Origin of the sequence: uncultured Butyricimonas sp. (genome assembly GCF_959596855.1) — a bacterium.
GTDB lineage: Bacteria > Bacteroidota > Bacteroidia > Bacteroidales > Marinifilaceae > Butyricimonas > Butyricimonas muris.
Window position 1 is genome coordinate 1 of sequence record NZ_CAUFYA010000064.1, and the last position, 20,258, is coordinate 20,258.

Consider the following 20,258-nt stretch of genomic DNA (forward strand, 5'->3'; position numbering starts at 1 on the left):
CGAAATATTTTCATACGACAAATTCTTTTCAAGATAAATACGCTTCAAGCCCTTCCGTTTCTACGGCAATCCCTTTAGCTTTAATCATCTCCACAAGTTCTCTGTAATCTTTAGGTGCAACAACATCTATACAATATCGTTTCACTTTTACCTCGTCCTTCTTAGTGAAAACTTGCATGTATATATTATTACCCCGTTTTATTTTGACCCGTGCAATATCTCCATACAAGTATTCCTTTTGCATAGAAGAGTATACACCGTTCTTGATAATCAATTTGTCCGCTGATAATATCACGTAAAAATGTCGGGTAAAATAAATCGGGAATAACAAGTAAAACACCCAAATACTTCCCAAACACGCCCAAACCGATTGCGTGATAACAAGAACAAATGGAGCGAGTAATATCGTTATTATAACTGTACATGTAAGATTCTTTCTGATTAAACTCGTGTTCCACAAAGATTGACGAAATTTTTTCACATCTACATCTAGAACATTACATGTTTCTTCTATTCTATATTGATTCCTATTAGGATAAACTGTATCAAAACCAGCAGTTTCAACTACAATCCCTTTGGCTCTAATCATCTCTACAAGTTCATCAAAATCTTTAGGATCGACTAAATCTATAACATAATCCCACACGAATGTTTTTCGATCCTTTGTCAGAACTTTCATGAAAAAATTAGAACTTGATTTAATTTCAACCTTTTCTATCTCTTGATAGAGATATACCTTTTGCCAAAAAATATAAACGCCATTTTTAAGAATCAATTGATCATCTGTTAGAGTCACGTAAAAATACTGTGTAAAAAATACAGGAAAACACATTATACACAATATTGATAGCATCAACAAACAAGCCCACAAAGAATTAGTTGCCCAATACATTAAAAGAACAAAAAATATCCCTGCTATTATAACCACTTTTATTAGTACCCTAGAAGTATTTGCTTGCCAAAAAGAACGACGAAATATTTTCATAACAAATGAATTAGATTTTTTGTTTCAACATCTACCCCTTTTTCTTCAAGCATCGGTATTAATTGACGATAATCCTTTGTATCGACAAAATCTAGAATATATTTCCGATTATGCCTTATTTTATCTTGAACAATTACTTGAATATAACAGAAACCTATAACACCAGGCTGCTCTATATGCACTTTTTTTATATCACAATAATAGAATTCTTTATACCAAAAAGGAAAGAATACATTTTTTATAAGCAACTTATCATCTGTTAGTATGAGATAAAAACACCGCATAATAATTCCAACAAATCCAACAATACAAATAACAATTATATATATACATTCCACCAAAGACATTTCTACATCATAAAGCAGATATCCGCCTAATAACAAAAGAAATACATATCCTGGCAAAAGACCAAATTTAAATGTAGATGTTTTCCAAAAAGAACGACGAAATGTTTTCATACTTATACATATTTCCATATTCTGAATAATGCAAATTTAATAATATTGCATTATTCAGAATCATACTGCAACATTCTTTTATTTAACTTATTATGCAATTATATTCTTATTAGGAGAAAGATAAATACAAATACTTCCCCCGTCTTCCATTGGCACTTCTATTAACAAAGCTTTAGATAATGTCAAAATTGATGAAATCACACCAAGCACGCAACAAGATACCCCAATAATTCCCAATGCAACCGGATTTAAAGCAAAAATAATTCCCATCCATGATAATGCAGTAGAAACAGCCCCCATTATTGTTGCTGTAGAGTAATCACCTTTTGAAATCGCAATTAATGTTAATGCAGAGCCTAAAACAAGATTACTTTTTCCTATTGCATTTCCAAAAGCTTTTGCCATTTTATCTACATTACTAGAATTCATAAAATGAAAACATTCCGTAACAATTCCTTTCCAATTTGTTGCAACACTTGCGGTAACTAAAACAGTTTCCCCTGTTGTCAAATCTTTTTCAACCTCTGCCTGTTGATAATTTCCATTCCCAATATCTGTTCTTACTTTCTCTACAACCTTCATTCCAGTTTCATAATCTGCATCATATCCACCACTGCCAGTTCCGCCACCACCGATTCCGCCACCACCGATAGAACCGCCACCACCAATTCCACCACCGCCCCAACCAGGCCACCAACTGCCTCCACCACTTTCACTACTCGAATACGTCGAAGAGCGTGACGAAGATTCTTCCTGAAATGTCAGTTTGGAATACCCTGTAGGATTCTCATCTGATGTATAAATAGAAAAACCATAAGCCTTTCCTATCAACAAAGGTTCCTGCATCTGCCCCTCTTTATACCCAACAGCTTTTCTAAAATCCCCGTTCAATTCCGAGTAAAACACTCGCCCGGTAAAAGGAGTTCCCTCTCCACCCACAAAATCATCATCAGGAACCAATGTTGCAACAAACATATCGGTTTCTTCCGAATCTTTTTGGCGAGCAATTACTAAACGACGCTGACAAAGTATCTTTTTTTCACAAAAGAATTCTGCGTCTTTAATTACACGCTCCACGCATATTGCATTGGACTGCGAGTGAAGAGGAACTTCCGTGATAAAATAATCCTCGTTCTCTGACTCTATTGCCTCATCCCACTCCGGAATCAACTCCGGCACAACAAAACTAGAAGCTCTCGAGAGAGGATTCTTGAAAGTAAGCGGGGCCAAATCCGTGGCGTTCTTCTCGAAATAAGCTCGTGCTTCCGACACGTCAATACCTTGAGGCGCTTGCTCCTTGACTCCGAAATCATCTGAACAGGAATAAATCAAAGCCAAGATTATTCCCAAAATCCAAAACTTCATTTTTCTCATAATCATTTTTTTTAATAGTTTCTAAACAAGTTAAAACTCTCTTTTATTTAGCGTCATGACTGCTCTCCATTTTCCTCCAAAAATGCTCTCGCTTCTCCTCGTGCCCGTATCACGGAGGAATTCACCACTTTCACGGGAATCGTCAACATCTGCCTCGCTTCCCGCCCTGCTTCCTCCGGCATCCCCTTCAATTGATACAACTTGAACAAGAGATGATGAGGCACTATATAATTAGGTATCATATTCGCCGCGAGACGGTATTTCTGCTCCGCCTCCTTCCATCGCCCCTGATAGAAATAACATTTCCCCAAATCACTCGCCAGTTCAGACGTGGGACGTAAGCTCAATCCCTTCTCAAGTACGGGCTGCGCGTTAAGCAAATCCCCTCTCGTGTACAAAGTCCTCCCGTAACGTAAAACAAAATCGGGATTACCCCCCAAGCGCTCGTAACACACCTTCAGTTCACTCGTCTTCATCCGGGAAGAAACCTCCCGGGCTTCTGTCAAAAGAATATCCGCTTTCTTCTCGTGATAATACTCGATAGACAAGACAAACAAGAATAAAACAACCGCTATTCTCAATATAAAAGCAAAACTCGTATCCAAGTCAACAATCCATTCCCTGGCGTGACGGGCATCACGGGCAACAATTGCCAGCGAAATAATGGCAACAGCACTCACGAGCTCGACAGAGAGAGGATAACCGAACAGCCCGAATCCCAAAATCACAACCAAAACACCCCCGGCAAAACGAGAAACCCGATTCCCTTTCGCGGCGAAATACAACCCCATCACGACCAACCCCACGAAAAGCAACAACCCCACGATCCCCGTTTCACAAGCCACCCGCAAAAATTCATTAAAAGCGTACTCGTTGTTTCCCGCCACCGACACGAACGGGGAATCGGGATGCATCTCGAACCACGCTCCCTGCGCGGGCATGTAGGCGGCAGAAAAAGAACCGCAACCAAACCAAGGCGCATCACGAAACATCGTACCGGCAACCCGCCAAATCAAGAAACGCCCTTGCACCGACACCGGATGCACCAGATAAAGAACATATATTATACTCACGGGAACAACAATCGCGAGCAGCAAGAAAATATATTTCCCGATACGATACTTTTCACGGATATTTCCAAAGAACCGAGCAACACCCCATTCTCTCCCCGTCAACACGATCCATAAAATTCCAATACCCAATCCTACCCACGCCGCACGGGAACCCAAGAATCCCAAGGTAATCAATAGTAACACGATCCCTATTCCCCTCGAACAGCGCGAATAAAACTTTTCCCTCCGATAAAAACCGACCAAACCGGCTAAACAAGCGATTGCAAGAAAAACAGCCAATATAGCGGGATTCATAAACCCTCCCGTTCCCGGGTACAAATAATGATACGACGGCAACCAGCCTCGCGATTGAGCAAAAAACCACATCGCCTGAAAAATTCCGGCAACAAACAACACGTCAAAATAATACACCCTCACTCCCGTGTTTCGAACATAAACATACAACATGATCGCCGCACCACCTAACAGCAACTTCCAGGCAAATATAGAAGAGCCAATCCCAACCGTTCGCCCCGTGTACCACGTCACGAACAACAAGAAAAACAAATCTAACAAATTAAAACGACACCTCCTGCTCCCGGGAAACACGACCAAACAGACGAGCAACAACAACATACCCGCGAACCCTGCCGTAATACCCGGCAAAGAACGGTCCACGTGGAATAGCACGGGAGCAAGTAGCAAGATAAAGTATAACGGTACATTTTTAAGCGCGAACATACATCCTCATTTTAGCGTTCAACAAACATTTCACAAACGATTTGTAACAAAAATATTACTTCCTGTCTGTCAAAACGAAAAAAAAGGTTGCTTGAAGGTTGCGAGTTGCCTCCAGGTAATTTTTCTGTTTCCAGACTATTCCCCTTTCCCGTTTCGCGTGTTATAGTATTAAACTTGGATCACATGAACAAAAAAATAATATTTGGTATTTTCATTGCCACGGTAGCATTTTCATCCTGCCGCAATAACTTCAACACCACTACTAGCAACGAAAACGAGATCTATACATTTCCAAACGTATGCCTAGACACGCTTTATCCTAAAGGCATTATCCCCAAATGGCTCAAGGATACGTTATCTGAAGAACAATACAATTTCATTTACAAGCTTAGTCAAAAATACGAGATGAGTTATTATCCTATTTCTCCTAACAACCATGCTCTTCACGAAAAATCTAACCTCAAAGAAAAAATCGAAATAGGTGGAAATATCATAACCGGAGGCGGACACATAATTGAAGGTGGAAATTTGGGATATCAAAACAGCATCAAATTATACTGTCAAACTCACACAATTTATGAAACGCAATGGGACTCGAGCATGCTACTTGTAAATATGAACGTGATATACGAGCACCACCCCTCGCGAGAAATAGCGACTATCAGAACAATAAACGTAAACACCAAATGTCATAACTCAAATTTTAATGCCTATTGGCAAACACGTTCTCGTGAAGAAAAAATTGTCAATAATGGCAAGACCTTGGATTTACACATCAATGGTTACCTTAAAACCTCCCTCGAAATTGAAGGACTTATTGGTATTGATTTAATAATAACATCCATAAATAAAACATTCAACCTTCCCGTGGAACTAAAGCTTAACGATGACTAACGCAACACCTGTCGCGCCATATCTTTTATTCTATCCACCCGCATAGAATGTATTTTAATCGGTTTATTCACTATATTTTGCGCGTACCGCTTTGCTTCCTCGGTTTTTCCCTCCTTTAAACATATATTCATCAACTTGTACAACGGGACAAATCGCACGGGACACATATCGGATGCTGTCAATAAACATTCTTTCGCTCTCTCGTGCATATTAAGCCGAGTATAATTCTCCGCTAAAAGTAATTGCACGTCATAATCATTTAAACGTGAACAGCACCTTTCCAACACTCGGGTACTCGCTTCATACTCCCCGACCTGTTGCAATTCCGCCCCGAAATTGTATAAAAACAACCCTTCCTGTCCCATCCACCTGCACAATTTTTGATACCGGGGTAACATCTCTCTCGTTTCTCCCGCTAGAGAAGCACGGGCAATCTTATTCCATTCATATTCCGCCCTCCCGTATGAACAGACCACCCCCAAGAATAACAAAGCGAAAATCACGCCCCCGACCGCCACAAACTTCACCCAACTTTTTCTTCCTATTTCCCGAATCACGGATTGATAATAACTCAAAACAGCCATATTCAAAACAAGAACAAGTACGATACCCGGGTAATCCAACGGGTAAGAAAAAAATGCCCCCACGGCTATTGCCAGCACGCTCCCGAACACCGGGAATAGATAAACCTTCTCTCGATTGCCCCACCACGTCCTTACTAAATTAGTCACAGCCACCATAAATAAGGAAAAGCCCAATATCCCGTATTCCACCAAAATTTTCAAGTATTCATTAAAAGGATGCTTCACGCTATCCGCCAACATGGCAAACACGCTATCTGGATTTTGTCGGAAATACTCCGCTTGATAAAGCATATATTCCGCCTGAAACCTCCCGCTACCGACACCCGCCAGCCAATGCTCCCGAAACATATCCCAAGAACACAACCAAATCAATATTCTCCCGTCCGCTGAATCCTTTTTCCAATAATACAACCCGACAAACAAAAGAAACACGCACGCGATCACCCCCGCCACCAGATACTTCTTATTGCCCTTGCTCCACCGTGCAAAAGACCGATTCTGAAAAAAATATAATAAACAAAGCAATATCACTATTAATACACCTGTCCGTGAATTAGACAATAACACGACAACACAAGAGAATAAACATGCGAAATATCCCCATACCCTACTCCATTTCCCTCGTTTTTTGACAAAGAACAAAGAAGCCGGCAAAAGAGATGCCAAGAATATAGCCACTCCCGCCGGATTCTCGAAACTCCCGGTAACAGGCTCAAACCTGTTGTAAACTTGCGCGACACCCAAATATTGAAATATCCCCCAAAAACTCATGCACACGCCGACAACCGAACAAATAAAATAATACCGTTTCAAGCATCGCTCATCGAAATCCCGCTGCCCAAAAACAAAAAACAGCAGCACGAAAGAAATATACTCTATCCAACCATGCCATGCCAAGGCCGAGCTAAAAAATTGATAAAACAACCAACAAGCGGAAAACAATAACACGAGTAAAAACAACGGGGTTATCCTTATCGCTCTAGCTCTCCATGCCCAGATCACGCTATACACCCCAACAAGCAACGCGACACCTAAAACCCCAGCTGTAACATGACGACTGATGAAACAACTTGGGATACAAAAAACACCCGCTACAAACAAGAAACAATAGAATACCTTCTCGAGTGAAGCACCTGTCAAATTTTTACGGGATATCACGTTCATTAACCGCATACACTCTATTTAAAGCGTAAAAAGCTTGTTTCAACTCTGCAAATACCGGGGAAAGTCCCTCGTTCAAAAGCCTAAAATCACAAAATATACTCGTGTCCGGTTCCGGTTCTTTAAGAGCCTCGATAAAACGATGAGGTATCGGGGAATTTTCATCCAAAAACCGCTTTAACTCATTATATTCCTTTTCAAATCCCAAACTCTTAGCTTCCTTTCCCGAAAGCGTCAGCACGTATCTGTCGCCTTGGACTTTCACGCTAGACATCAAAACACGTTTTTTAATCGTATTTGCCCGTATCAACCCCAAGGTCATGAACCTTAACCGCTCGGGCATCTCTTTCAAGCGAGCGTTCACCACCTTCACGAAATCTCGCACGTACGCCGTGTAAATCGTCGGGCATTCTTCAACATTCATCGGCATCACCAAAGAATCGTTTTCCACCCGAGGACATAACATCTCCGCGTATTTTACCCGTGCTTTTTGCAGGGGAAACGACACGCTCTTCACTGTATCTCGGATAACAAACAAATCTACCGGGTTATACACTTCATCCGTACATCGGCAAAATAAAAACAACAAAAAAAATAACAACACTTTCATAATATACACTTTAAACGAGGGTGTCAAAAGTCCATTTCCTTCTAAAACTCCTCTGTTTATAAAGGAAAAAACAAAGGGGGAAAAGGTGTAAAAAATAACTTTTGACACATCCTCTTTATTCTATTTTTTAGGTTTAAGATAATCATCCGTATGCCCCGGCTCTACAGGAAAATTAAATGTTTCATTTATGGATTCAATAACCAAATCTGTTCCAACAAGTCCCTCTATCTCTATTGAAGTTTTAAGACGACCATTGACATGTAAATCTAAATTTTTGCCATTATTGACGATTTCTCCATAATGAGAACGTTCTTGCCAATAAATATTGAATGCCAACACATAACGGTCTGTAGTTACATTAATTGTCTTAAATTCTGTTGCTATTTTATCAATTGAATGATACTTGTAACCAGCAGTTACATCAACAAACATCATACCCATGCCCCATTTTTTCCGATAAATAGTATGTGTTTGGCTACACATCTTTATCTCATCGCTAGTACTTCCACCACCTGTACTTCCACCACCTGTACTCCCTCCACCAATTCCAGGCCACCAAGTACCACCACCTGATTCAGAGCTAAAACTCTTTACACGTGGAGCAACTCCCATTTCCAGATCACACTCTTCTTCTAATGGAACATTTAAAAGCCATTCAATTACTTTTTTATTCTTTTCTTCATCAACAGTAAATAAATTCCTACTCTTTTTCTTTGTAGAAATGGGATAATAACTCATCTCGTATTTTTCACTCAATTGACAAACTAAATCATATCCTTCTTTCGATAACGAATCTTTTACCCATTCGGGAACTATTCCTTTAGGATAAACAATTTGTTCATCTATCCCATCTACGCTCCGACTCATAGCCAGAGAAATATTTTCTTTGGCACATTCATCGTCCATTTTTATATTTTCATCAAAACGTTGACACGATGAAAACATCATCGCCATTAAAAGAAAAATATTTCCAAATATAAAAGCACCTATTAATCTATTTAATTTCATTTTATTCTATCATTTCTTCATTATTTTACTATACCATTGTCAGCGAGTCATAACGCTCCAACTTTACTCTATGCTTCTAATATATCATCACTCTTTATTTACATATTCACACCTCCTATCTTTTATATTACACATTCAAATTATAACATCACAAAAATCCAACTTTTTTCGAGAAAAAACGACGAAAAAGGTTGCGTAAAGGTTGCGAATTGTCTATTTTCGCAAATAAATGACGAAACCATGGATAAAAATCCAAAATTTATATTATACATTATTCCGAACATCATTTGCTTACTCCTGTGCAATCAAGCGTTTCATTTACATCATCTCTACCAACAAGAAAAACTACAATACCAATACTCACGAAACAAAGCTATCTCCAGTTGTATTTCTATATTCAATATAAAAATGCATAGCGACCATGCTAGATATTATTTTAACGCGAACACGAATGAACTAAAATTTTTCATCAACAATCAACATTTCTCTTACAACTTAGATTCAAAAAAAATCATTCAAGACATTACAATACAAGTTGATTATGATATTCGCGCTCCAAAACTCTGGACATTAAAAAACTTGTACTACTACTTCAAAGAAAACAACAATTCGTCCTCGGACACAACAAAATCCCTACAATTCGTTCTCACCGATAGCACGGGCAAAATCAAAGACACTTACCCACATCCCACGAGCGAAATTCCCTCTTCCCCCGAATACATCGACACACTGGGTTTCCTTACCCGTGACATACTATACGCCACGTACGACTACCCGCTAACCGCTTTCGTTCAAGTAGCCGCTTGGCCCATCGCCACCACCCTCTTCATCTCCCTTCTGCTGGCATTCTGCGTCATTCATCTCTACATCAACTATCGTAACGAGAAACGGCAACGGGAAAACCAGAAAGAATACATCGACAGCATCGTCCACGATTTGAAACACCCCGTGGAGAACCAAAAACACCTGTGCTACCTGTTACCCCACCTGTCCAAAGAAGAGCAAATCGAACAAGCAGAAAAAAATCGGCAAGACCTGAACAACATGCTACACTCCATCGACCGGATGCTACTTCAATCCACCGATGCCCACGGCATCGTGCTAACCCCGAAAACGTTCAATTTACAAGAGATGCTCGCGCTCATCACCGCCCCCGACCGCTGGAACACACGTGAAGGCAAATCGTTCCACATTCGCCTCCGTTTCGAGGCTCCCGACCCGATGATTTCCGGCGACCCGCACTTCCTGCAAGCCGTGTTCCAGAACCTCATTGACAACGCACTCAAGTACTCGGGCGAAGAAGTGGAAATAGACATCACCTGTACCGCCCCGAACAACAAACAAATGCTAATAACAATACAAGACAACGGACAAGGAATACCTCCCCGTGCACTACGACACGTTTTCGAGCGCTACCACAGAGCACACCATCAAGGCGACAAAAAGACCAAGGGCCACGGGTTGGGACTCTACCACTCCCGCCAGGTCATCCTCGCCCACGGGGGCAAAATCAATATAGACAGCAGCCCCGGCAACGGGACCACCTTCACCATCACCCTACCGAGAATTGCCAAAAAACAAAAATACTAACGCCATGGAAAACCAACCGAAAAACCATACCCGCGTACTTTACGCCGAAGACAACAAACGAACCGCCGAGCTACTTCAAAAAATACTCGAACTGCACGGCTACTCCGTCGAAATCGCCCCCGACGGGATAACCGCATGGAACGCCTACCGTCGGGAACGCCCGAACATCCTACTCTTGGACCTTGAACTACCCGAAATCGATGGCGTGGAACTCACCCGCCGCATACGGGAAAAAGATCACGCGACACACATCATCATCTACACCTCGCACGGCGAACGGGAACACGAGCTCGATGCCCTCGACGCGGGTGCCGACGAATTTTTCAGCAAAGACAAAGACGCCGAATTGCTGGCACACCATCTGAACAACCTCCGCACCCGCATCACCAAAGGGATAAAACGTCCTCACGTCTACCGGCTTTCGCCCATCACCTCTTACAACAGCGCCTCCCGCGTATTGACTATCGGGGAAAAAGAAATACAACTGGCAACAATCGACGCTCGCTTCCTGCAATTGCTCTGTGCCAAGAACAACGAAATCGCCTCCCGCGATTACCTCATCCAAGGCATCTGGGACAAAGCCTCCCTCCACAAGGAATCCGAACTGAAAAAATACGCCTGCCGGGTACGCAAAGCCCTCGAACCCGATCCCTCCCTGCAAATCAAATTCCAAGACGGAGGATACATTCTCCTCCATTTGGAACGGTGATACATTCTATTTCCAAAACATTAGTGACTCGTGTTAAAATCAATATCACGAGAAAATAAGGTGTATAACTATCCCAGACATACACGAATGCAAGTATACAAGCATATCACTTCCGGTATAATATCGTATAAAAAGTTATAGATTCGCTGTAGGTTCGCTGTTGCAACGCTGTATTATAACAGCGAATCTACAGCGAACTTACAGCGAATCTATAATATTTGCAACGGGAATAATACAGAAATCATTCGGAATTAAACCATGATTGATTATAGTAATCAGTAGATACTCTCCATTACGTCAAAGGGAAAACGACATCTACCCGTGTGATTATTATCCACGACAAGCACAAGCTAGAGTACTGACAATTAGTGGATACCCGTGCGCCCGAGTTTCTCATTCAACTTGCGGCGAATGGTGTTGATGGCATTTTTGCGGCGGAGAAGTTCCATGATCTGTTGGGGATCGGGGTTATTTTGCGATTCGAGGATACGATTGTCGATGTCACGGGAGAGCATTTCCACTCGACGCATCTTGTAGTTATCCAGAATTTTCGGGAGAAGCTCGGCAAGCTTCATTTGCTCGGTTTCGACGTAATTATCCATCTTGTACCAGATTTTGCTCAACTCGTAGGGCTCGCTTAAAATGTTGGCGGCGACGGTGCTAATCTTGATATCCGGGTGGGCGATGAAATAGCGAGCCGGAATAAAGGAAGGCGACTCGTATTGCTGCTGGTACTCGGTCTGAATGACACGAAACAGGGGATTCAATAGTTCCAGATCATCTTCAGCCAACTCACGGACGATAAATTCTCCCACGGAAACACTACGCATGAAACCGTTGTGTTCCTCCTCGTATAATTCGTTGTTGCCGAACAACAGCAAGTAACGCACGAGTACACTTTCCTCCAAATCACAGGGAGTGGCACCCCGCACGGGAGTAGTCGTAATCTGTATTTCGGGGACAGCTGAAGCGGAATTTTTAACAGGTTGTTCCTCGTTTTTTAAACGTACTTTGGCGATCTCCGTGTAAAGCACCCGTTCCTCGACGTCCAACTGGTGGGCGGTTTCCCGCACGTAGACCGAACGCACGATGTTATCGGGTATCTTGGCAATACTTCGCACGATGTCGGTAATCAACCGTGCCCGCTCCACGGGATCGTCCCCGGCAGAACCTAAAAGCAGCTTCGTTTTGAAGTTGATAAAGTCCGTTTCGTTGTTAGCGATAAAATCCGCCAAGTCACGCGGCGTGTGACTCCGGGCAAATGAATCGGGGTCTTCGCCATCCGGGAGTAACAACACCCGCACGTTCAACCCTTCCTCGAGCACGAGGTCGATACCCCGGAGAGATGCCTTGATTCCGGCAGCATCCCCGTCGTAAATGATCGTGACGTTGGGTGTCAGACGGCGAATCAGACGTATCTGCTCGATCGTAAGCGAGGTACCGGAAGAAGCCACCACGTTCTCGATACCCTTGGCATGAAAGGAGATAACGTCGGTGTATCCCTCCACCAGAATACAACGGTCTTGTTGCACGATCGACTTCTTCGCGAAAAAGATACCGTAGAGGGTTTTACTCTTGTGGTATATCTCGGATTCGGGGGAATTGAGGTATTTCGATATCTTCTTGTCGGTAGTCATGGTACGCCCGCCGAAAGCGATAACCTTCCCGGCAAGGTCCTGCACGGGGAACATCACGCGGGCACGGAAACGGTCGAAAAGTCCCCGGTCGTTCTCGATAGTGAGCCCCGTTTTCACGAGAAATTCCTGCTTGTATCCTTTTTCCTGTGCCGCTTTGGTGAAAGCACCCCACGCCTCGGGATTATACCCCAAACCGAATTTACGGATCATCTCGTCGCTGATACCCCGCTGGCGGAGATAACCCAAGCCGACGGAACGCCCCTCGTCGGTGTTCCAAAGCTGATACTGGAAATACTCGTTGGCGTAAGCGGACACGATAAGCATACTTTCGCGCTCGGTCTGTTCCCGCCGCTGTTCGGGGGTAAGCTCTTTTTCCTCGACGGGAATATGATATTTCTCGGCCAAATATTTCAACGCCTCGACATAAGACATCTGCTCGTGCTCCATGATGAAATTCACGGCATTCCCCCCCTTCCCGCAACCGAAGCATTTATATATGCCTTTTGCCGGGGAAACGGTGAACGAACCCGTCTTCTCGTTGTGGAACGGACATAATCCCAAGTAATTGACTCCCCGCTTTTTCAAGCTCACGAAGTCAGAAACCACCTCGTATATATCCGCCGCGTCAAAGATTTTCTGTATTGTAGCCTGATCAATCATACGACAAAGATAGGTATTATGGAATTGAAAATTGAAAATTGAAAATTGAAAATGATGTATTAGTATTAAAATCTCTGAAAAGTTACGCCGCTCAAGCGTTTTAACAATACTTTAACATGTTTGTAGTATTAGTGGAACGATATTTGTATACTTTTGCATGCGGAAACGTTTTGAGGTTACATCGTTTCCGCGTGCAACAATTAAATAGATCACCTATGGATGAGAATATGAATCAGAAAGAGGAGCTTTTAGTGGCCATCTCGGATCTTTTCCTAAGATTCGGGCTGAGAAGTACCTCCATGGATGATATAGCGAACCATTTGAAAATTTCGAAGAAGACGCTCTATCAACAATTTGCCAATAAAGACGACGTGGTAGAGCAAGTGATGCTATACAGAAGACGGGAAAGAATAAAAAGTGTCGAGGTGAAAGAGTTGGAAAACTTGAACCCGATCGAAGTGATCAGCCGGATACGGGATTTCATGGAGAGTGACTTGGGTAGCCGATTGCCCGCCAATTATTTCGACATGAGAAAATACCACCCCGCCGTGTATCAAAGAATAGCCGAGAAGGAAGAGAACGTGACGAAACAATTTCTGGTCTCCCTGCTGGATGACGGAATGAAAAAGAAGTATTTCAGGGAGGATATCGACAAAGAGTTGCAATTGTATTTGCTGGGCAAACAATTACACTTTTTGAGGGACCCGGATATCGTCGGCAAACTCGAATACCCTCTTTCGGTAATCATCACGACGATTTTTATCAATTTTGTTTACGCTATATCCACAGAAAAAGGTATAAAAGAGTATGAACGATTAAAAAATGAGTCAAAACAAGTGAAAGAGAAGTAAATTTATCCTACCGAAGTTTTTTTTGGTATGAGATTTGTATTGAGAGAAAAAACGCGTGAGAATTTCCCGGAAAATATAAATAATTAAAAACTATAATCTATGAAAAAAGGAATGACACTCTTCCTACTAATGCTTATCGTGCCTTGGATGCTTCACGCACAAGAAGCACCGCAAACGATCTCGCTGCAACAAGCAGTAGAGTTTGCCATCAAGCACAACAAAGAATTACAGGCCTCGCAGATGAACATCGAGTTGTACCGCCAAAAGGTTCGGGAATCCGTATCACAGGGATTGCCACAGATTAACGGTACAATGACTTACACCACGAATTTCGGGTACAAGATGGACTTTGGCGGACAAACTATCAAAATGAAAGACCAGTCGAATCTCGGAGTCAGCCTGCAACAATTGTTGTTCAGTGGTGAATGGATACTGGGAATGCAGACCAGTAAGATTGCCGTGAGAATGACGGAACAAGAAGTTGAATCGTCGGAACTGGATATCGTCGAGAATATCTATAATTCGTATTACACGGTACTCGTGACGGAACGGATGTTGGAAATCCTGCGCCAGAACCTGGAGAATATGAACGAGATTTACAAGCACACGGAAAACATGTATAACGCCGGAACGGTTGAAATCACCGATGTAGACCAAATCCGTATCAACGTGGGACAGCTGAAAAACAGCATGCTGTCGATGGAAAGAACGGTAGCGGTGAACTACAACCTGTTGCGCCTGCAACTCGGGTTGGAAGCCGGAGCCCCGGTTAAACTTTCGGACGGATTGGAAGTGTTCCTCGATAACGACAAATCCAGCCGTCTGTACTTGGAAAAATTCGACATCAACAACAACGTGAGCTATCAGTTGATCAACACGCAAACCGAGTTGAACAAGAAGTTGCTAGGCATCGAGAAATGGAGTTACGCTCCCACGATCGCCGGTTCGTACAATTTCAATTACAAGATTTTGAAACCGGCATTGGACATGAGCCCGAAGCACACGGCAGGCTTGACCATGAATATCCCGATCTTCTCGGGTATGCAACGCGACTCCAAAGTAAAACAAGCCAAAATCACGCTGGAGCAAACTTATTTGCAGAAGAGCCTGTTGGAAGACCAGTTGAACGTGCAGGACGAGCAATTGAAATTCAACTTGAAAAATGCCATGGAGAATTACAGTTTACAAAAAGAGAACATCGACGTTGCCACGCGGGTATTGCAGAACTACCAGAGGAAATACGAGTTGGGCGCCGTTTCCAGCTTGGATTTGACACAGGCAAACAACAATTACCTACAGGCAGAAACAAATTACACGGAGGCCGTTCTCACGTTGTTGCAAGCACAGGTAAGCCTTGAAAAATTGTATAACCAACTCCCGCGATAAACAACTTTGAATAATAAAAACAAACAAAAAATACAATGGTAAAGAATCTTATTCTATCGACAATAGCGTTAGCTATGCTTGCCGGTTGTTCCGGTAACAAAGATAAAGCGTCACAAAAAGACGTTGACGAAGCTATTCCCGTGAAGGTGCAAAAACTGGAAAGAACGGATATAGCCAAAACCTTGGATTACGCCGCCAACTTGGAAGCCGACAAACAGGTTTTCTATGCCCCGGCAGCCACGGGAAGAATTGAAAAGATTTACGTTGAAGTAGGCGACCGGATCAAGAAAGGACAACTGTTGGTCGAAATGGATAAAACAAACCTTATCCAAGCCGAAACTCAATTGAAAAACTTGGAAACGGAATACAATCGTGCCGTTCAGTTGAATAAAACGGGAAGTATTTCCAAACAAGCTTATGATGCAGCCGTAACCCAATACGAGGTGGCAAAATCAAACGTGGCATTCTTGAAAGAGAACACGCGCATGGAGGCTCCTTTTGACGGTATCGTTACCGGGAAATATTTCGAGGACAAGGAACTTTACACCGGCGGTTCGTTCGGTGGAGCGACGAAGCCTTCTGTCATCGCTATCGAGAAAATCAACCCGGTAAAGGCATACGTGAATTTGTCCGAGCAATATTACCTGACCGTGAAACCCGGAACGAAAGTTCAATTGAAGAGCAATATTTATCCCGACCGTGTGTTCGAGGGTACGGTAAGCATTGTTTACCCGAGCATCGACCCGGCTTCCAGAACGTTCACTGTTGAGGTCAAAATACCGAATAGTGACGAAGCGTTAAGACCGGGTATGTACGGAACGATCAATTTCTTCATCGGTAACACGGAAACCGTGGTTGCCCCGGCTATCGCCGTGTTGAAACTACAAGGTTCTAACGACCGCTACGTGTTCTTGAACAAGGACGGTAAGGCAAAACGCGTGGCTGTGAAACTCGGCAGACGTTTCGAGGATCAGGTAGAATTGATCAGTAACGACATTCACGAGGGTGACGAACTTGTTGTTGTCGGACAAGGTAGATTGGTGGACGGTTCTCCGATTTCTATCACGAAATAAATCATTTGGATCGCGGATTTACCCTCGATCTAAAATTTAAAATCTAAAATTTAAAATTCGAAATATGAGTATATACAATACAGCGGTCAATAAACCCATTTCTACCTTAATGGTTTTCCTTGCCATCATGGTATTGGGTATTGCCTCTTATATACAATTGCCGGTGGACCAGTACCCCAAAATGGACCCGCCTTACATCACGGTAATGGCTACCTACCCGGGTGCGAATGCCGCGGATATTGAAGAGAACGTTGCCAAAATCCTCGAGGACCAGTTGAACTCGGTGGACGACTTAAAAGAAATGACTTCCACTTCCTACGATAACCTGGCCGTTGTGTCACTGGAGTTCGAATGGGAAGTAAACCTTGACGAAGCATCTAATGACGTGCGGGATGCCGTGGATAAAGCGATGAACAACCTTCCGGATGACATCGACCGCCCCACGATCATGCGTTTCAACACGTCGATGATGCCTATTTTGATTTACGCGGTAACGGCAGAAGAGTCCTATCCCGGTATTGACAAGATATTGGACGATAAGTTAATCACCCGGTTGAACCGCGTGGACGGAGTAGCATCCGTTATTGTTGCCGGATCCCCGGAACGCGTGGTTTACGTGGATCTTGACCCGAACAAACTGGACGCTTATAACTTGACGCTGGAACAGATCGGTAGTAAGATTCTCGCGGAGAACAAGGACATTTCTTCCGGTAACGTGAAGATGGGTGACATGGACTATACCCTACGCGTGGAAGGAGAATTCGAGGAAAGTGACCAAATCAAGAATATTGTACTGGGAACCCAAAACAACAAGATTATTTACTTGCGCGACGTGGCAAACGTTCGTGACACCTTGAAAGATATTACCCTTGAACAATCCATCAACAGAGGTCGGGGTGGTGTATTGATGGTAACAAAACAAACGGACGCGAATGCCGTTGCCGTGGCAAAACAAGCTAAAAAAGAGATTGAGCAAGCCTTGAAGGAGTTGCCGACAGATATCAAATTCCAGATCATCTCGGATAACTCGGACTTTATCGTTAAGTCCATCAACAACTTGCAGGACTCTTTGATGTACGCTTTGATTTTCGTGGTTTTGGTCGTGTTCCTGTTCTTGGGACGCTGGCGTGCTACTTTTATCATTGCACTGACAATCCCGATTTCTTTGATCGTTGCCTTTATTTACTTGTTCGCGACAGGAGAATCATTGAATATCATCTCTCTGTCGTCCCTCTCTATTGCAATCGGTATGGTGGTGGACGACGCCATCGTGGTACTGGAAAACGTCACAAAACATATCGACCGCGGTAGCCGTCCGCGTGAAGCGGCAAAATACGGTACGAACGAGGTTTGGTTGTCTGTAATCGTGACCACGTTGGTGACCGTAGCCGTGTTCTTCCCGTTGACACTGGTAAGCGGTATGACAGGTATCCTGTTCAAGCAATTGGGTTGGATCGTTTGTATCACGGTATGTACTTCAACCGTAACAGCTATCTCGTTAACCCCGATGCTTTGTTCTCAATTGATGAAAATCCAAGAGAAAACGGACAGCAAGAAATTCAGCTTCTATAACTTCGTATCCCGGATGTTGGAGAAATTGGATAACGCATACGAACGTTTGATTCGTTGGGTACTTGTCCACAAATCGGTAACGATCGTATCCATGTTCGCCCTATTCTTTGCCTCACTGTTCCTCGCTAAACTGATCAAGACGGACTTTATGCCCCAGAATGACCAGAACTACATGAACGTGTACGCCAAGATGCAATCCGGCCAGCGCGTGGAGGTAACGAAGAAAGTGGCATTAGATATAGACTCAGTGATTCGCAACAGTATCCCGGAAATCACGCTGATCAACCTTTCATACGGTAGCGAAGAAGAAGCATCTTTCGCTTCCATGATGAACAGCACGGGTAACAATATTCTGAACATGCGTCTAAGAACGGTAGACATCAAAGACCGTAAACGTAGCGTATTCGAGATTGCCGACCAAGTGCGCGGAATCTTGAAACAATTCCCGGACATCCTGCAATACACGGTAACCACATCGAGCGGTGGCTCCATGGGCGGTAACACGGTAGACGTCGAGATCATGGGACACGATTTCAACACAACAACCAATCTGGCACACAAGATTGCCACTGAAGCCCGTTCTATCCCGGGCGCGGAGGATATCAAGATCAGCCGGGACGAGGATAAGTCAGAACTTCGCGTGGTATTGGATCAGAACAAACTGGCCCGTCACGGGTTGACAACTTCCGAGGTCGGTTCGTACTTGCGTAACCGCATCTACGGGTACCGGAACAGTAAATACAAAGAAAACGGAGAGGAATATGATATTATCGTACGTTTCGACGAGAAATATCGTTCAACCTTGTCCGAGATCGAGAATATCATTATTGTTGACGGTAAAGGAGAAAAGGTTCGTTTACAAGAACTCGGAACGATTGAAGAGTTCTTCTCTCCGCCAAACATCGAGCGCAAGAGTAAACAGCGTATCTTGAAAGTATCTATTACCCCGGCAGCGGGAGTTGCATTGGGAGATATCGCGGAAGCGGCACAAACTCTCATCAATAACTTGGAAGATGTTCCGCAAGACGTGAGCTTGTACATCGGAGGTAGTTACGAAGATCAACAGGAATCGTTCAGTTCTTTGATCATGTTGTTGTTACTGTCGTTGATGTTGGTATACATCGTGATGGCGGCACAGTTCGAATCATTCAAGATGCCGTTTATCATCATGTTGGCTATCCCGTTCGCGTTTACCGGTGTGATCCTTGCATTGTTGATCACGAACACGACATTGAGTATCGTTGCCGCCTTGGGAGCCGTTATGTTGGTGGGTATCGTGACAAAGAACGGTATCGTGCTGATCGACTTTATCAACTTGATGCGTGAACGCGGAATCCGCTTGTACGATGCAATCGCCCAAGCTTGTCGTTCTCGTTTGCGTCCGGTATTGATGACGTCGTTGACGACTATTCTGGGTATGGTGCCGATGGCATTGAGCGTGGGTGAAGGTTCTGAAACATGGCGCCCGATGGGTATCGCCGTGATCGGTGGTATGATTTTCTCCACGATCATCACCATGTTGATCGTACCCGCCGTATACGCGGCCATGGACAAGAGCGGAAGCCGTGACAAACAGAAAAACCTCAGAAAACAATTTAAGTTCATGAGTGATTTCGACGCGGAAAGAGATCTCCCGAAGAAAAAATAAATCACATTTATGATTTTAGATTTACGATTTTGAAAAGACCTGTCCGGTTGCTAATCGTAAATCTAAAATCAAAAATTAAACATAGTCAATATGAAAAAAGCAGTATTTATCACATATAATCAAGCCTTGACAGAGCGTGTCGCTTATATCCTTGACCAATTGCAAGTGCGGGGATTCACGCAATGGCCGCTAATCAACGGGGCAGGGACCACGGATGGCGAACCCAGAATGGGTAGCCATACATGGCCGGAAATGAACTCTGCCA

The 20,258-nt window shown here is 43.4% G+C and carries 16 protein-coding genes; 8 read left to right on the top strand and 8 right to left on the bottom strand.

What is annotated here, in order from left to right:
* Window positions 1-28: 28 nt before the first annotated feature.
* The 4 genes from Q5866_RS19120 to Q5866_RS19135 form a co-directional block, all read right to left on the bottom strand.
* On the bottom strand, window positions 29-985 hold the full coding sequence (locus Q5866_RS19120; protein ID WP_303181906.1) for a hypothetical protein: 957 nt from the start codon (window positions 983-985) through the stop codon (window positions 29-31).
* Entirely contained in the window at window positions 982-1,443 is a 462-nt protein-coding gene (locus Q5866_RS19125; protein WP_303181907.1) for a hypothetical protein, read from the bottom strand. The genes Q5866_RS19120 and Q5866_RS19125 overlap by 4 nt, the downstream gene beginning before the upstream one ends.
* A gap of 90 nt (window positions 1,444-1,533) precedes the next feature.
* A complete protein-coding gene (locus Q5866_RS19130; protein ID WP_303181909.1) occupies window positions 1,534-2,817 on the bottom strand; it encodes a hypothetical protein in 1,284 nt (427 codons plus the stop codon).
* Window positions 2,818-2,870: 53 nt separating this feature from the next.
* On the bottom strand, window positions 2,871-4,610 hold the full coding sequence (locus tag Q5866_RS19135) for an O-antigen ligase family protein (RefSeq protein WP_303181911.1): 1,740 nt from the start codon (window positions 4,608-4,610) through the stop codon (window positions 2,871-2,873).
* A 183-nt stretch (window positions 4,611-4,793) separates the two neighbouring features.
* Here Q5866_RS19135 and Q5866_RS19140 point away from each other — a divergent pair, with 183 nt between their 5' ends.
* On the top strand, window positions 4,794-5,504 hold the full coding sequence (locus tag Q5866_RS19140) for a hypothetical protein (protein ID WP_303181913.1): 711 nt from the start codon (window positions 4,794-4,796) through the stop codon (window positions 5,502-5,504).
* On the opposite strand, the gene Q5866_RS19145 is transcribed toward Q5866_RS19140, so the two are convergent.
* The 3 genes from Q5866_RS19145 to Q5866_RS19155 all read right to left on the bottom strand — a co-directional run bounded on the left by Q5866_RS19145 (window position 5,501) and on the right by Q5866_RS19155 (window position 8,867).
* Window positions 5,501-7,261, bottom strand: a complete 1,761-nt coding sequence (locus Q5866_RS19145; protein WP_303181915.1) for an O-antigen ligase family protein — start codon at window positions 7,259-7,261, stop codon at window positions 5,501-5,503. The genes Q5866_RS19140 and Q5866_RS19145 overlap by 4 nt on opposite strands.
* Window positions 7,233-7,859, bottom strand: a complete 627-nt coding sequence (locus Q5866_RS19150; RefSeq protein WP_303181917.1) for a hypothetical protein — start codon at window positions 7,857-7,859, stop codon at window positions 7,233-7,235. The genes Q5866_RS19145 and Q5866_RS19150 overlap by 29 nt, the downstream gene beginning before the upstream one ends.
* A 120-nt stretch (window positions 7,860-7,979) precedes the next feature.
* Window positions 7,980-8,867, bottom strand: coding sequence for a hypothetical protein (locus tag Q5866_RS19155; protein ID WP_303181919.1), 888 nt, complete (start codon window positions 8,865-8,867; stop codon window positions 7,980-7,982).
* 579 nt (window positions 8,868-9,446) lie between these two features.
* Here Q5866_RS19155 and Q5866_RS19160 point away from each other — a divergent pair.
* Both Q5866_RS19160 and Q5866_RS19165 read left to right on the top strand, forming a co-directional pair.
* Complete coding sequence (locus tag Q5866_RS19160) at window positions 9,447-10,457, top strand: sensor histidine kinase KdpD (RefSeq protein WP_303181921.1); 1,011 nt, start codon at window positions 9,447-9,449, stop codon at window positions 10,455-10,457.
* Between the two features lie 4 nt (window positions 10,458-10,461).
* Window positions 10,462-11,166 (top strand): response regulator transcription factor, encoded by a 705-nt coding sequence (locus Q5866_RS19165; RefSeq protein WP_303181922.1) that lies wholly within the window; start codon window positions 10,462-10,464, stop codon window positions 11,164-11,166.
* Between the two features lie 365 nt (window positions 11,167-11,531).
* On the opposite strand, the gene dnaG is transcribed toward Q5866_RS19165, so the two are convergent.
* Window positions 11,532-13,463: a DNA primase gene (gene dnaG / locus Q5866_RS19170; RefSeq protein WP_099291221.1), complete on the bottom strand. Its 1,932-nt coding sequence runs from the start codon at window positions 13,461-13,463 to the stop codon at window positions 11,532-11,534.
* Window positions 13,464-13,678: 215 nt separating this feature from the next.
* Between dnaG and Q5866_RS19175 the strand changes: the two genes are divergently transcribed.
* From Q5866_RS19175 to Q5866_RS21115, 5 genes are all read left to right on the top strand, one after another.
* A complete protein-coding gene (locus Q5866_RS19175) occupies window positions 13,679-14,314 on the top strand; it encodes a TetR/AcrR family transcriptional regulator (protein WP_186974798.1) in 636 nt (211 codons plus the stop codon).
* Between the two features lie 99 nt (window positions 14,315-14,413).
* Window positions 14,414-15,700, top strand: coding sequence for a TolC family protein (locus tag Q5866_RS19180; RefSeq protein ID WP_255469391.1), 1,287 nt, complete (start codon window positions 14,414-14,416; stop codon window positions 15,698-15,700).
* Between the two features lie 35 nt (window positions 15,701-15,735).
* Window positions 15,736-16,773 (top strand): efflux RND transporter periplasmic adaptor subunit, encoded by a 1,038-nt coding sequence (locus Q5866_RS19185; protein WP_099291224.1) that lies wholly within the window; start codon window positions 15,736-15,738, stop codon window positions 16,771-16,773.
* Window positions 16,774-16,837: 64 nt separating this feature from the next.
* Window positions 16,838-19,993 carry an efflux RND transporter permease subunit gene (locus Q5866_RS19190; RefSeq protein WP_303181925.1) on the top strand — a complete coding sequence of 1,052 codons (3,156 nt, stop codon included), beginning with the start codon at window positions 16,838-16,840 and terminating at the stop codon, window positions 19,991-19,993.
* A gap of 90 nt (window positions 19,994-20,083) precedes the next feature.
* On the top strand, window positions 20,084-20,258 hold a 175-nt coding region (locus Q5866_RS21115), incomplete at its 3' end, for a PG0541 family transporter-associated protein (protein WP_368502063.1).

Excerpts from the sequence above, each read along its gene's own strand:
- Q5866_RS19120 (WP_303181906.1), bottom strand. The coding sequence starts at position 985 with ATGAAAATATTTCGTCGTTCTTTTTGGCAAGCAAATACTTCTAGGGTA.
- Q5866_RS19125 (WP_303181907.1), bottom strand. The coding sequence starts at position 1,443 with ATGAAAACATTTCGTCGTTCTTTTTGGAAAACATCTACATTTAAATTT.
- Q5866_RS19130 (WP_303181909.1), bottom strand. The coding sequence starts at position 2,817 with ATGAGAAAAATGAAGTTTTGGATTTTGGGAATAATCTTGGCTTTGATT.
- Q5866_RS19135 (WP_303181911.1), bottom strand. The coding sequence starts at position 4,610 with ATGTTCGCGCTTAAAAATGTACCGTTATACTTTATCTTGCTACTTGCT.
- Q5866_RS19140 (WP_303181913.1), top strand. The coding sequence starts at position 4,794 with ATGAACAAAAAAATAATATTTGGTATTTTCATTGCCACGGTAGCATTT.
- Q5866_RS19145 (WP_303181915.1), bottom strand. The coding sequence starts at position 7,261 with ATGCGGTTAATGAACGTGATATCCCGTAAAAATTTGACAGGTGCTTCA.
- Q5866_RS19150 (WP_303181917.1), bottom strand. The coding sequence starts at position 7,859 with ATGAAAGTGTTGTTATTTTTTTTGTTGTTTTTATTTTGCCGATGTACG.
- Q5866_RS19155 (WP_303181919.1), bottom strand. The coding sequence starts at position 8,867 with ATGAAATTAAATAGATTAATAGGTGCTTTTATATTTGGAAATATTTTT.
- Q5866_RS19165 (WP_303181922.1), top strand. The coding sequence starts at position 10,462 with ATGGAAAACCAACCGAAAAACCATACCCGCGTACTTTACGCCGAAGAC.
- dnaG (WP_099291221.1), bottom strand. The coding sequence starts at position 13,463 with ATGATTGATCAGGCTACAATACAGAAAATCTTTGACGCGGCGGATATA.
- Q5866_RS19175 (WP_186974798.1), top strand. The coding sequence starts at position 13,679 with ATGGATGAGAATATGAATCAGAAAGAGGAGCTTTTAGTGGCCATCTCG.
- Q5866_RS19180 (WP_255469391.1), top strand. The coding sequence starts at position 14,414 with ATGAAAAAAGGAATGACACTCTTCCTACTAATGCTTATCGTGCCTTGG.
- Q5866_RS19185 (WP_099291224.1), top strand. The coding sequence starts at position 15,736 with ATGGTAAAGAATCTTATTCTATCGACAATAGCGTTAGCTATGCTTGCC.
- Q5866_RS19190 (WP_303181925.1), top strand. The coding sequence starts at position 16,838 with ATGAGTATATACAATACAGCGGTCAATAAACCCATTTCTACCTTAATG.